The organism is Bacillus sp. FSL R5-0431 (assembly GCF_038002985.1).
In the GTDB taxonomy this organism is placed as follows: domain Bacteria; phylum Bacillota; class Bacilli; order Bacillales; family Bacillaceae; genus Bacillus.
Genome location: NZ_JBBOOG010000001.1, coordinates 1298365 through 1312274, shown reverse-complemented (window position 1 = coordinate 1312274; position 13910 = coordinate 1298365). Strand labels below are relative to the sequence as shown.

The 13910-nt window shown below is 41.1% G+C and carries 12 protein-coding genes; 4 read left to right on the top strand and 8 right to left on the bottom strand.

Annotation, left to right across the window (positions count from 1 at the left end):
* Positions 1-361 precede the first annotated feature (361 nt).
* A complete protein-coding gene (locus MKZ03_RS06495) occupies positions 362-823 on the top strand; it encodes a YkyB family protein (protein ID WP_012009774.1) in 462 nt (153 codons plus the stop codon).
* A gap of 34 nt (positions 824-857) precedes the next feature.
* On the opposite strand, the gene MKZ03_RS06490 is transcribed toward MKZ03_RS06495, so the two are convergent.
* The 3 genes from MKZ03_RS06490 to MKZ03_RS06480 all read right to left on the bottom strand — a co-directional run bounded on the left by MKZ03_RS06490 (position 858) and on the right by MKZ03_RS06480 (position 3815).
* The gene (locus MKZ03_RS06490) at positions 858-1766 is read right to left on the bottom strand and encodes a chemotaxis protein (RefSeq protein ID WP_034662787.1); all 909 of its coding nucleotides are present in this window, start codon (positions 1764-1766) and stop codon (positions 858-860) included.
* Between the two features lie 73 nt (positions 1767-1839).
* Positions 1840-3150, bottom strand: coding sequence for an MFS transporter (locus tag MKZ03_RS06485; RefSeq protein WP_307499543.1), 1311 nt, complete (start codon positions 3148-3150; stop codon positions 1840-1842).
* A gap of 125 nt (positions 3151-3275) precedes the next feature.
* Positions 3276-3815 carry an RDD family protein gene (locus MKZ03_RS06480; RefSeq protein ID WP_060596139.1) on the bottom strand — a complete coding sequence of 180 codons (540 nt, stop codon included), beginning with the start codon at positions 3813-3815 and terminating at the stop codon, positions 3276-3278.
* Positions 3816-4116: 301 nt separating this feature from the next.
* Between MKZ03_RS06480 and MKZ03_RS06475 the strand changes: the two genes are divergently transcribed.
* Positions 4117-4269 carry a hypothetical protein gene (locus MKZ03_RS06475; protein WP_162839369.1) on the top strand — a complete coding sequence of 51 codons (153 nt, stop codon included), beginning with the start codon at positions 4117-4119 and terminating at the stop codon, positions 4267-4269.
* A 62-nt stretch (positions 4270-4331) separates the two neighbouring features.
* On the opposite strand, the gene MKZ03_RS06470 is transcribed toward MKZ03_RS06475, so the two are convergent.
* Positions 4332-5216 carry a cation diffusion facilitator family transporter gene (locus tag MKZ03_RS06470; RefSeq protein WP_341031336.1) on the bottom strand — a complete coding sequence of 295 codons (885 nt, stop codon included), beginning with the start codon at positions 5214-5216 and terminating at the stop codon, positions 4332-4334.
* A 292-nt stretch (positions 5217-5508) separates the two neighbouring features.
* On the opposite strand from MKZ03_RS06470, the gene MKZ03_RS06465 reads away from it, so the two are divergent.
* Positions 5509-6678 carry an aminotransferase A gene (locus tag MKZ03_RS06465; protein WP_307499540.1) on the top strand — a complete coding sequence of 390 codons (1170 nt, stop codon included), beginning with the start codon at positions 5509-5511 and terminating at the stop codon, positions 6676-6678.
* Between the two features lie 25 nt (positions 6679-6703).
* Here the strand turns inward: MKZ03_RS06465 and MKZ03_RS06460 are convergent, their stop codons facing one another.
* Together MKZ03_RS06460 and MKZ03_RS06455 are read right to left on the bottom strand one after the other, a co-directional pair.
* Positions 6704-8533 carry a PAS domain-containing protein gene (locus MKZ03_RS06460; RefSeq protein WP_340972562.1) on the bottom strand — a complete coding sequence of 610 codons (1830 nt, stop codon included), beginning with the start codon at positions 8531-8533 and terminating at the stop codon, positions 6704-6706.
* Positions 8534-8688: 155 nt separating this feature from the next.
* On the bottom strand, positions 8689-10815 hold the full coding sequence (locus tag MKZ03_RS06455) for a peptidoglycan D,D-transpeptidase FtsI family protein (RefSeq protein ID WP_334748849.1): 2127 nt from the start codon (positions 10813-10815) through the stop codon (positions 8689-8691).
* A 336-nt stretch (positions 10816-11151) separates the two neighbouring features.
* Here MKZ03_RS06455 and MKZ03_RS06450 point away from each other — a divergent pair, with 336 nt between their 5' ends.
* Complete coding sequence (locus MKZ03_RS06450) at positions 11152-11952, top strand: CAP domain-containing protein (RefSeq protein WP_341031332.1); 801 nt, start codon at positions 11152-11154, stop codon at positions 11950-11952.
* 237 nt (positions 11953-12189) lie between these two features.
* On the opposite strand, the gene MKZ03_RS06445 is transcribed toward MKZ03_RS06450, so the two are convergent.
* Positions 12190-13062: an NAD(P)-dependent oxidoreductase gene (locus tag MKZ03_RS06445; RefSeq protein ID WP_106038795.1), complete on the bottom strand. Its 873-nt coding sequence runs from the start codon at positions 13060-13062 to the stop codon at positions 12190-12192.
* Between the two features lie 13 nt (positions 13063-13075).
* Entirely contained in the window at positions 13076-13861 is a 786-nt protein-coding gene (locus tag MKZ03_RS06440; protein WP_341031330.1) for an SDR family oxidoreductase, read from the bottom strand.
* Positions 13862-13910 lie beyond the last annotated feature (49 nt).

The window sequence follows — 13910 nt, the reverse complement described above, 5'->3', positions numbered from 1 at the left end:
CAACAAAGCCTCATCCTGCTTCAAAAAACGGAATTCAATACAGAATTTGCTTACCAATGCAGCTTCAACTATGCTTAAAAGAATGAATATACAACACCTTTAGCATATAGAAAATGAAATGCGCCGCATTCTTTCCACCTGAAACAGATAGAAGAAAAATCATAGTGAATAGATGCTGTGTCTTTGCTGATCATTCTGCCATTTTTATATTCAACCACGTTTTAGAACCTTCCTGAATGGCTATTGTAGATAAGAGGGCTAGGAATCCTATCGCTTTTACAATAACTCTATTTGCAATTTACTAATAAAAACGTATAATTTATACTAAGCACAGGAAGACGAAAGACAAAGGAGAGAAAAAATGGACGATTATGCTCATACTAAAGACATAGAACCTACAGCAGAAAACATCGCAAAAGCCATTTATACCGTTAACCGCCATGCTAAAACCGCACCAAATCCCAAGTTTCTTTATCTTTTGAAAAAACGTGCGCTGCAAAAACTATTGCAAGAAGGTAAAGGAAGAAAAGTGGGCCTACATTTCTCTAACAATCCCAAATATAGTCAACAACAGTCCGACGTGCTGATTGAAATTGGAGATTATTATTTTCACCTGCCACCAACCAAAGAAGACTTCGAATTTTTGCCACACTTAGGAAATTTAAATCAATCATATCGCAATCCGAAAGCGAATATGTCTTTAAACCGAGCAAAGCAACTACTTCAAACGTATGTCGGTTTAAAAGAAAAACCTACCGCCACAAAACAAAAATCACATTACACAAAGCCCGTCTTCAAACGACTCGGGGAAAGTTATTTTTAAACAAAAAAACCACTCATGCCGAGTGGTTTTTTGTTTAGATAATAAAGTGATCGACTTTTTCAATCAGCTGATGAATTTCTGGTTTACTAATTTGATCATCTGCACCAATTGTTTCCCCTTTATGCCGCAAATCTTCAGTGATTAACGAAGAGAAGATGAGAATCGGAATGGAACTCGTTAAAGGATTTTCCTTCAACAGTTTCGTTAATCGGTGACCATCCATTTTTGGCATTTCAATATCCGTAATAATCATATCAATTTCTTCTGTCACACTGATTCCTTTGCTGACAAGGTCCATGACGTGGTCATATGCCTGTTTGCCATCTTCAAAGGTCACAATGTTTTTATAGCCTGCTTCGGTTAATTCATTTGTTAATAAACGCATGAGAAGCGGAGAGTCTTCAACGACATAAAGCTTCTTCCCTGTTCTTCTCTCGTCTTTCTCACCGTCAAACATATGATACGTTTCTACTCCAGAAGCGGATTCAATATCATAAATGATTTTCTCGTAATCTGGAAGGAAAATCATTTTTTCATCAAGCTTAATGATGCCCGTTAAATGACGGTCCATCCCTTGATTGAGTGCAGTTGGCTTTTCAATTTCTTCCCAGCTGACGCGGTGAATTTGTGATACCGTTCCTGTATGGAACACAAATTTCCGTTGGTTGAATTCAGTCACAATATATTTCTCTTGTTCTGACTGATCTGACTCGACATTAAAAAAGGAAAATAGATTGATGACTGGTAAAATCTCGCCTCGTAAACTAATCATCCCTTCTACATCTTGATGAGAGTGCGGTACAACCGTCACCTCAACCGGCTGAATGATTTCTCTTACTTTCATGACGTTAATGCCGAATTGATTTGAACCAATTTCAAACTTCACAATTTCCAATTCATTGGTACCAGAGTCAAGTAAAATTTCTTGTTTGTTTAAAGCCACGGAAATCCCTCTATTCTTCAATATAAGATTGTACTTTTTATATCGGCATCATAGGTAAAAAGTTGACGTTTCTTTACGCTTTCTCTCGTACGAATTGATGAATCACAAGTCCTATCGCTGCAAGAATGAGTAAAGACCCTAGTGCAAGGCGGCTTGCGAGATTTCCGTGCTCTGCAAACAGCAGAGTGACTGAGCCATAAATGATGGGTCCAATAATGGAAGACACCTTCCCTGAGAATGCAAAGAGACCAAAAAACTGTCCTCTCTTTTCCTTCGGTGTCAGCTCAATAATCAATATTCTTGATGCCCCCCAGCTTGCGCCGAGTGAAATTCCGAATAAACTGCCGGCCACCCAGAAGACCCATTCCGTTGTGGCTGTAACAGCCAGAATCAGGGCCACGATCAAAATCACATACACGACTGTAATCGAGCGCTTTGCCCCAATCGCCTTTGTGATATATCCAAATAGAAAGGAGCCAATGATACTTGAAATGGTCGACACCAGATAAAGCAGAATAAATTGCCCAGCGGTAAAACCAATGATGATTTTGGCATAAACAGCCATCATCGCAATCGCTGTCTGTAAGGCATCATTCATAAAAAAGAAAGCAATCATAAAGATAAAAGCCGGCTTGTATTGCTTCATCTCTTTAAACGTGCGAATAATTTCTTTATACCCGCTGAAAAATGACGCCTTTTTCTCTTGCTGCGGCAGCGGATGAGGGTCTTTTACAAAAAAGAGAAAGGGCAGGAAAAAGAGAAAGAATAAAAGCGCTGTCGGAATAAATGCTTCATGAAATTGGTCATTGCCGACAAGTAAATAAACTGAGAGACCGACAAGCGTCCCTAAATAACCAACGGCAATGCCAAACCCAGAAATAAGCGGTATTTCATCCTTTGTCCCAAGATCGGGCAGAATGGTGTCATAAAACACTAGGCTCGAGTGATAGAAAAATTTTGCGATCACAAACAAGGTGACAACTACTAATAAGGAGACAGGCAGCCCAAACCATTCGCTTGAGAAATCAATTCCAGCAAAGATCCCCATCAAAAACGTACAAGTTATACATATTAAAGTAAACACTGTGATGTAGCGCTTCTTTTTTCCTGTACGATCGATCAGAACCCCGTATAATGGTGTAAACATGACGAGAAAAATGCTGGCTAGTGCGTTTGCATAAGAAATAAACGTACTGGCGATCTGATCCATTCTCGCACTGTCTCCAATCGTTTCCTGCAAGTAGAACGGGAAGAAAATGGTGATCATATTGGATGAAAATATCGTATTTGCAAAGTCATACAATGCCCAGGCCAAAACGGGTGCTGTCAAAAACAACCTGAAGCCTGCCCCTTTTTTCTGCATGGTCTTTTTTCCTGTTCTCAATCGTTTGTCTCCCTTCCCTGCCTGATTTTTCACTATCATTCTATTTTATGTCATGCTTCCCTCTTCCATACAAGCAATCTATACAAAAAGCACCCCTTACTATTGAGCAGAGGTGCTTTTTTTCTTTATTTCTTCACAACAATCGTACTTGCAATTAAATCGTGAAGCGCTTGTTTTTTCTCTGTGAAAAAGGCAATGATGTACCCAATACATAAGATTGGAGACAAAAAGACTTTTGCAAAAAAGCGGCCAGTTGCTCGTCCGAATGTTACTTTTTCGCCTGTTACTTTTGTCACTTTGATCCCAAGAGCCATCTTACCAAGAGTTCCTTGCAGTTTTGATGCTTCCATAATAGCGTAATAAAGCCATGTCAACACGATACCGATTAAGATCGATGCTACGTAGAAAAAGATAAGTCCCATAATGACAGCCCATTCTTCATCCGTCATGACGGTTGTGGAATAGTAATAGCTGTCATCCTCTAGCATAAATGCTGCCTCTGGGCTTGAGACAAAAAAGAGTGTGAACAAAATAAACATGATGAAGGCATAAGGAACACTGATAATGACGCCGTCCAAAAGGTGGGCAAGAAAGCGGTAGCCCACGCCTGCTAGCTCAGGATGCTTCTTTTCTTGAATGTGTGGTTCTGTTATGTTTGTTTCCATCCTATTTCTCCTTTATTATGTATGTTTTCTATAAATTTCTTATAATCATTCGTTATTATATCTTATGAATATAGTAAGATCAATGGAGCTGTATACTTTTACATATATTTTAGATCAGTTTGTTCTCAATTTTTTATGAGAATAAATACTGAAAATTTGTGAAAATCATGGCAATTCTAGTTCTTTTACCTCCTGATTTTTTAACATTTTGTGATATTTTCGTCTTGTTTCCATTCTGCTGTTGACAACCGCTCTTCACATGGTACAATAGTCAAGGATTTTTTAAAGAAAGGTGTTCATGATGGGAACTGTCGTACTATTAAAGAACAACGAAATGACTGTGATTGAAGATATTTGCGAAGCTGATTTTTTGGACATGAAGCATGATTTGTCAAATGATGACGCAGCTTATATCTCTTGGTATGAAGATTACGATACTGCTTATGGATATTGATTTCATTTCATAGATGAAGCGTAAAAAAAGGCGATACAACCTAAGTTGGTTGATCGCCTTTTTTACGTTTGTGAAGTTCTTTCACTTTCAGGTTCTACATGAATAAAGATTTGTGCATGCGGAAATTCTTGCTGAATCTTCTCTTCAATTCGATCACATAATTGGTGAACATCTTCAATCGTTGTCTTACCATCTACAATCAAATGGAAATCAATATATTCCTCTGCACCGGATCGTCTTGTTCGAAAGTCATGATATTCGATGAACTCTTGACTGAATCCTTGAATGATTGCTTCTATCGATTTTTCTTCCTCGGGTGTTAGCCGGGCGTCTACAAGCGGCGGGAAGGCTTCTTTCATGAGTTTAAATGCTTCACGCATAATAAAGAGAGCAAGTATCATTCCAATGATCGGATCTAAGAAATACCAATCGGTTAATGCTACAAGCAATAAACTGAATGCGACCCCTAGTGACGTATACACATCTGTTAACAGGTGCAATGCATTCGATTTCATGGCAACAGAATGCACTCGCTCCGCCTCTTTGTTCACAGCCTTCGATACGATAAAATTGATGAGCGCGCCTATCAGCATCACCACAATGCCAAGCACAGGCAGCTTGACTGGCTCTGGGTGCATTAATTTGTGAACACATTCGTATATGATCCAAATGCCAGCAACGAAAATCAGCAAGGTCTCAATCGTTCCTGAAATATTTTCGACTTTTCCATGTCCATAAGGATGTTTAGAATCTGCTGGCTTTCTTGAAATACGAACAGAGATAAATGCAATAAAAGATGCCATTAAATCGAGAAAAGAATGAATGGCTTCTGATAAAACCGCAACAGATCCAGTCAACAGCCCCACAATGATTTTTAAGATAACAACAAATGTGTTACTCATCACGGATAGAAACGCGATTTTCGATGTCTTCGCTGATTGTTCCATCTATCGTCCTCCTTTAGGAGATCGTATGTCTATGAAAGCAATTCCCATGACTTGATTCTCACGTTCTTTCAGTTTACACAGTTGTGACGTTTTCTAATCCTGTTCACCGCAGCCTGTATTTTCTCGTGAGGTTACGCTATAATAAATGTTGCTCTTTCTTCAATATATCACTCATGCTGAGATGAATAGGAGAATAGACTACAGATAATGATATCCAGTGCCTTTCGCGGGTGACATTTATGCAGTGAATGGTAAAATAGGATAAAAACATAAATTTTTAAGGTGATGAGAAATGGAGCATTTGCTGAATCCAAGAGTAAAGGATATTGAAATTTCAGGCATTCGAACATTTTCAAATCTCGTATCGTCATATGAGGATGTTGTTTCTTTGACGATAGGCCAGCCCGATTTTTATACGCCGCATCATGTCAAAACAGCTGCCAAAGCAGCCATTGACGAGAATTTCACCTCGTACACTCATAATGCTGGTTTCCTAGAGCTAAGACAAGCAATCCAGCACTACATCAAGAAGAAAGTCAATCTTGATTATGATGCAGAGTCAGAAATCATTGTGACAACAGGTGCAAGTCAAGCGATTGATGCTGCGTTTCGAACCATTTTGTCAGAGGGTGACGAAGTCATTTTACCTGGACCTGTCTACCCTGGCTATGAACCGATCATTCGAATGTGCGGCGGGAAGCCCGTACATATCGACACAACGAATGCTGGCTTTAAATTAAATGCCAAGCTGATTGAGGATGCATTAACGGAAAAGACAAAGTGTGTTGTACTTCCTTATCCTTCGAACCCAACTGGTGTCACACTTTCGGAAGAAGAATTGAAAGAGATTGCCCAGCTCCTTGAAGGAAAAGACATCTTTATTTTATCAGACGAAATCTATAGCGAGCTGACATTTGACCGGCCGCATCATTCAATTGCCTCTTTCTTAAAGGAACAGACCATTGTGATTAACGGACTGTCTAAATCTCATAGCATGACCGGTTGGAGAATTGGCTTTTTATTTGCTTCAGCTCCAATTGCTAAACATGTATTAAAAGTACATCAATATAACGTGTCTTGTGCCTCGGCTGTCTCACAAAAGGCGGCACTTGAAGCTGTGACAAATGGTGTGGATGATGCACTCATCATGAGAGAGCAATATAAGAAAAGACTCGATTATGTATATGATCGGCTCATTTCTATGGGGCTTCCGGTCATTAAGCCTTCTGGCGCTTTTTATATTTTTCCATCCATTGAATTGTTTGGGATGAGTTCCTTTGATTTTTGTATGGAGCTGTTAGAAAGTACAAGACTCGCTGTTGTACCAGGGTCTGCTTTCTCTCCACTCGGCGAAGGGTATGTGCGTCTGTCCTATGCTTATTCACTTGAAACACTGAAAGAAGGACTTGACCGCCTAGAACAATTCGTCCTTGAAAAACGTTCCATTCATTTCACAGACTGAAACAACGGCTCTCATGCCGTTGTTTTTATTTTGCAGGAAACATGATGTGAAATACGGTGCCCTTTTCGGGATGACTATCCACACGGATCGTCCCGTTGTGATTTTCTAAAATATTAAATGTCACCATGAGGCCAAGTCCAGTGCCTTTTTCCTTTGTCGTTAAAAAAGGCTCTCCTATTCGCTTCATGACCGATTCAGGAATGCCGACCCCTTCATCACGAATGGTGACGAGAATACCATCTCTTTCTGCTTTGGCCGTAATGTCAACCTTACCTCCGTCCGGCATGGATTCGACGGCATTTTTGATTAAATTGATAAACACCTGCTTGAGCTGATTTTGATCCCCGTTCATCAGGAGATCCTCTTCTATCTCACTTGTGTTCATTAAAATGCCATTTAAGTTCGCTTGTGTTTCTAATAAAGCCGTGACTTCGCTGATGATTTTTTTCAAATCAAGTGTCTGCATCGATGCCGTTTGCTGCGGTTTTGCCAGCATGAGCAACTCGCTTAATATAATCTCTATCCGGCTCAGCTCAGAGAAAACAATCTCGAAATATTGATCGCGATCTTTTGTTTTCGGTTTAATGAGCTGTAAAAAGCCTTTGATGGCGGTCAATGGGTTCCTGATTTCATGTGCGATGCCAGCAGCCAATTGACCTGCGATCGATAATTTTTCAGACCGGAGCATGAGCTCTTCTGTCTGCTTGCGTTCCGATATATCTCTTAAAATAATTTGAACGGCTGTTTCTCCAAAAAACGTAGTTGGGATACACACCATTTCTGTATAAATCAGCTTGTGTTTAAACGTATGACAGCTCATCGTGACAATCTCGGAATCTGATGCTCTTTCAATAATACGCGACAAGCTCTTTTTCACTTTTTGTTGGTCACAGGAATGGATCTGGTGGAAAATATCCTTTCCTATTAATTTATCGTAATGCTCGGCTTCAAATAATTTAATGCCTGATTCATTCATAAACACCCATTTATGATCATGAATGACCGCAATCGTATCAATGGAGTTTTGGATGAGTAGCTGATACCGCTCCCGGCTTTTTTGAAGAACGGTTTGGAATTTCTTACGGGATGAAATGTCCACTAACAGCAAAAGCTCTGCCCGCTGATTTTGATAGATCGTTGGTGATGACTTCACTTCGATATGAATGCTGCTCCCATCTTTCCGTTTCCAAATCTGTTCAATCATTCCGACTGGAAGACCTTGCTGCAGCCTTGTAATTCGGCTTCTCACAATGTCATGGTACTCCTCAGCAATAAAGTCAAATGCAGTTTTGCCGATCATGTCATCTCTTGTACATACCCCCATTAATTGAAGCATCGCATCATTCGCATAAACAATTTCCCCTAAAATCGTAATACATAACGGATTTGGCAGCATGGCAATCAATTGTTCAGCTTCACTGACATGTTGGAAAGCCGGCAGACTGCCTAACGACTGTTCTGACACTTCTGATGTTGTTTGAAATGCTGCTTTTTGCGGTTCAGCGTCCAGCACCCTCATTTTTAGGATCATTTCTCTACTTAATTCACTGTCTAACTCATCACAAGCGACAAAATCAATACTAGCTTCAATCCATACAGCTGTTAGGTCACTTCTAAGCAGTCTAAAGTGGCAAATCTCTAGCATGTGCTGATTGTAGAAATAACTTTCGACGAGAAATTGATCTTCGGTATGAACAAAGTCTTTCAAAAAACACCCTAGTAAATCCTTTTGTTCATAGAGCAAAAGCTGCTTACAGTTAGAAGAAATGTAGAGAAAGCGGCCATTAGAAGAAAGAACGGCATGTAAATCGATATTCGAATAAAGCTGATTCGAATCTTTCATTTTTTGTTCCATCGTCGTCCGACCCTCCTTTTCATTTTTTAGGGTTGTCCTTAGATTGATGTATAAAAAAGATTCGCTAGAAAACCCGTATTTTCCTTCCGTCATCGAGGGAAACGTCCATCTTTTCAGCAAAAAAGAGCACATTCACTTGCTGTGCTCTCTGATGTTTACTGCTTTTCGTATTTCTTTTGTAATTCAACGTACTTATCAATAATCTTACTTGGGATGGTTTTAATGACAGGGTCTTTATCTGAGACATAAGGTGTCACGACACTAAAAGCCACCTTCGGATTGGACGATGGATAATATCCCCCAAAGGTTAAATTGTACGTGGGATTTCCCCACCAGCTGCGGTTGGCACCATAGTAAAAGGTTTGGGCCGTCCCTGTTTTTCCTGCGACATCATGCTGACCAAAGCGGCCAGCGGCAGTACCGCCAGTCGATGTGACCATTTTCAGCCCCATTTTGACGCGGTCAATATCTGCTTTCGAGTTGTTAATCGTGTTCAGCACCTTCGGCTCATATTTTTTCACGACTGGGCCTACTTCATCCTTCTTCGTTGGAAGGTGAACGCTTTTCACCACTCTTGGTTGAACGCGATTTCCTCCATTGGCGATCGTTGACATGTACTGGGCAACTTGAAGCGGTGTATACGTGTCATACTGCCCAATTGCTTCATCAAGCAAAAGCCCGCCGACCGTCTTAGGATGCGTCTGCATCCCGCTTGATTCCTGCGGCAAATCGATCCCTGTTTTCACGCCAAGACCGAATTGCGCATAGTAGTTTCTCATTTTTTGCAGGTGCTCAGGTCTTGCCGGTAACGGCCCATCCTTTTGATAGGTGATGCCCGCCATTCTCATCGCTACTTGGAACATGTAGACGTTGGAACTTTTTTGGAGAGCCTGAAGGTCATTGACCCATCCAAGAACTTTGTAAGACTGTTTCGCCTTTCCATTACTTCCTGCAAAATAAAGCGGTGTATCCATATAGGATTGGTTGTGTGACATCCCGTCCTGATAACCGCCAAGTACTGTGGCTCCTTTGACAACAGAGCCCATTTCGTACTGGGTCGTAAATGTTCCGATGGCATAATCTGTGACGTCTCTGCCATCCATTTTCTTGCCAGACATTGCGAGAACATCCCCAGTGTTAGGGTCCATCATCACGACAAATGCGCGGTCCATCATATAGTTTCTCGCACTAGCGGATCTAAGCTCTGATTCGACGATCTTGTCGACTTCCTTTTGCAGCTCCATATCAAATGTCAGTGCAAGATCAAGTCCTCTTCGCCCCTCTGTCCGTTTGATTTCATCGAGCAGCTTCCCGCCAACCTGTGTATATTGAACAGTCGCTTTCTCTGGATTCAGAAAATCTTCGTATTGATACTCTAAATAGCTCTTCCCTACCCGGTCATTTCGCGAGTAGCCTCTTGCCATATAGTAATCTTCACGCTCTTTTATAATGCCTTGCTCTGGTGTGGTCACACCGCCAAGTACATTATAAAGGGTCTTTTCATACGGATATTTTCTTGTCCAATCATTGATGACATTTACACCATGCAGTTCATCCAGATGCTCTGACACAAGTGAAATCTCTTCATATGTCAAACTCACGGATGACGTCTGCTTGGATTCTTTTGTTTCATCAAGCAAAGCCACTTTTTCGTCCCCTTTTTTCTCTTCGTTCGGGTCCATTGCTTTCACAATTTGAGGCTCAAAGGCATATCCGCCTGTAAATCTACGATAGATCGCTGCAACTGCTTTTTCCTCTGCATTTTTTTCGATCGCCTTGACCTCTTCCTTAGGCACACGCTCTACTTGAAGCGGATAGACATCTTTTGCTTTAAGATTCTTTTGCTCTGCTTTTGAAATGAGCTTATCCGCTTCTTTCGGATGGCTTGCCAGCCAAAAATCTCGAATGTCACGCTCTCTCAAAAAATCAGTATCCATTTTTATATAAGTCGCAAGTTTTCTTGCTACTTTAATCTTATCCTTCGCCTTCACACCGCTTTCTGATGTATAAACGATGGCAGGTACACTTTCGTTATCAACGACGACTCTTCCTCTCGCGTCATACATTTTTCCTCTTGGGGACGGGTATGATGCTGTTTTGACCTCTGTTCGGTTTGCTTGCTTTTTATAATCCTCACCATTGACGATCTGCAGCACACCAAGCTTGATCACAAGTCCAGCAAATAAACTAAAGACAGCGAAGAAAAAGAGATTAATCCTCCAGGCGTTCCGGCGCTTGATTTTTTTCTGCTCGGCACCACCTTGATGCTGTTTCTCTCCCACTTATGTAGCTCCTCTCATCCTTTCAATCTTTTACAATTACCACTCATTATTGTAACACTTTTGTAATAGTTGTTACAGCGAAACAAGTGAAAAAAAGCTGTCAATCCCTATTATGCAAAAAAATATACTAACACTTTAAAATATTGGTATGTTTATGTCGTTTTCTTTAAATGGAAGAATTCCCTATCCTTTGATATGAGGCGGATTTTTTTATGACTTTAACAAAAATGACAAACAGGCATTGTCAATGGAGGATGCTGGTACGTTTATAACAAAAAGTCCATGTTATGATTTTCTGTGAGAAAACAAAACAAAGATTTTAGGAGGAGTTACAATATGAAGAAGAAATCATTCTTTTTTTCAGCGCTAACGGCTGCTGCACTCATCACGTTCACTGGAGGACATTCAGCTGATGCGAAGGAGCTTAACCTGAAACAAGTGATACAAGTACAGCATCAAACCATTGATCTTCATACATTAGCTGCAAAATTACATATCTCTTCAGATGTAAACAAGCTAAGCAAGTCGAATCAAAAAGAGATCGAAGCTCTTTTAAACAAGCTGATCAAAAGCGGTCAACCTGTTACTGGCACAAAAGTGGTGAAAGAAGTAAACAAAGCAAAAAATGAACAAAAACAAGAATCAGTGAAAAAACCTACTGCTTCTAAACCAAGTACGCCAGCAAAACAAAACACAAACAACAATAACAACACAAAAGCTGACGAAAAAGACACAACGGCAACAAAAGCAGACAGCAGCTTGGATGCATTTGAAAAAGAAGTCGTTGAGCTTACAAACAAAGAGCGTGCAAAGCAAGGATTAAAAGCACTTTCTGTTGATTCAAAACTAAGCAAATCTGCTCGCGCAAAATCTCAAGATATGAAAGATAAAAACTATTTCTCTCATACAAGCCCAACTTACGGATCTCCATTTGATCAAATGAAGAAATTCGGTATCACTTACAAAACAGCAGGTGAAAACATTGCCCAAGGTCAAAAATCTCCTCAAGAAGTTGTGACTGCATGGATGAACAGTGAAGGCCACAGAGCAAATATCTTAAACAAAAACTATACACATATCGGTGTTGGTTATGTGAAATCTGGCAACTACTGGACGCAGCAATTCATCGGAAAATAAGATATCTAAAAAACCTGTCCCTAAGTGGGACAGGCCAGATTGTTGACAAAGGGCTAAAATGATCTTCATTTTAGCCTTTTGTCTTCTTTTCAGCGTGATAGAAAACCTTTGCAGTCTAGGAAGGACGAGTACCGGAGCGGAGCGAATTTGACATTCGTGAGCACCGGCACGCAGGACTGACACCGAATGCGAGGGTTTGTCTACACGCTGACCTGTCTCTAAGTGGGACAGGTCTTTTTATTTTACCCATAATTTATATATACTCTGTGTGCCGCTGTTTTCTTCGCCCTGTTCGCTCAGCTTTTCATAAAGTGACTTTGCAAGCGCGAGTCCTGGCATTTCTTCTCCCATCAGTTCTGCTTCCTCAAGTGCAATGCCCATATCCTTGATAAAATGCTTCACGTAGAACCCTGGCTCGAAATCACCTTTCAGCATTCTTGGTGCAAGGTTTGACAAGGACCAGCTTCCTGCCGCGCCCGTTGTAATGCTTTTGAGCACATGCTCTGGATCAAGTCCTGATTTTTCGGCATAGGCCATGGCCTCTGCAACGCCTACCATACCTGCTGCGATCGCAATTTGGTTACACATTTTGGTATGCTGACCGCTTCCTGCAGGTCCTTGATATTGAATGTTTTCGCCCATTTGCTCAAATAAGGGCAGGCACGCTTCATAGGCTGATTTTTCTCCGCCAATCATAATCGCAAGCGTTCCATTTTTTGCCCCTACGTCTCCGCCAGAAACTGGTGCATCTAATGCAAACAACCCTTTTTCTTTTGCTTTCATTTCAATTTCTTTTGCCAGCTGAGGCTTCGATGTAGTCATATCAATCAGATAGGTACCAGGCGCAGCATGTGCCACAAGCCCTTCTTCACCTAAATAGATTTCTTCTACATCTGATGGATATCCTACCATTGTGATGACAGCATCTGCATGTTCTGCAATCTCCTTCACTGCCGGCTTCCATGATGCGCCTTTTTGAATGAGTGCATCTGCTTTCGCTTTTGTTCTTGTATAAACGAGAACTTCATATCCGGCATCCATTAAATGTCCTGCCATACTGCGTCCCATTACACCGATTCCAATAAAACCAACTGTTTTGATTTGTGTCATCACTTGTTCCTCCTTAAAGAGACTTTGTCAGTCCACCATCAATCATGAGTGTTTGACCTGTCATATATGTATTGGCTTCAGATAAAAGAAAAGCTGCATATGCTGCAAATTCCTCTGGCTGTCCGTAACGGCCAAGCGGAATCGCACGTTCGGCCTGTGCTTTGATTTCTTCAACCGTTAAGTGCTCTGCCTGTGCGCGGTGCTTGTCCAGCTGTTTGACGCGGTCTGTTTCAATTTTCCCTGGGGCTAACGTATTGATTAAAATGCCATCCTTTGCAAACTCCTGAGCGGCTGTTTTTGTCCAGCCGGCAATAGCCGGTCTAAAAGTATTTGACAGCATCAAGCCTGGGATCGGTTCTTTCACTGACATAGACGCAATGTTTAACACGCGTGCGCCGTGTTTTTTCAAATAAGGCAAGGCCTCTTTTAATAATCGAATATAACTGAGTAAATGAAGCTGAAATGATTCCATCCAGTCTTCATCTGTTAAGGTTTCAAGCGTCCCTGTTTTAGGCCCGCCTGTATTGTTCACAAGAATGTCTAGACACTTCTCATCTCCAGCTGCCGCTTGAACTAGCGCCTTGATTTGCTGCGCGTCAGACACATCACATACTTGATAAGTCAGCTTTCCTTTTACAAGCGGAGATAATTCTTTGACTGTTTCTTTCAGCGTGTGCTCATGCCTTCCTGAAAGCATCACATCTGCTCCCTCTTTTGCTAGAGCAAAGGCAATGGCTTTTCCAATACCTTGACTGCTTGCAGCGACCAAGGCTTTTTTTCCAGATAGATTGACATCCATGTCAACACCTCCTCTAGCTTTATTTTATCATACAAAAAGAACCTTGCTC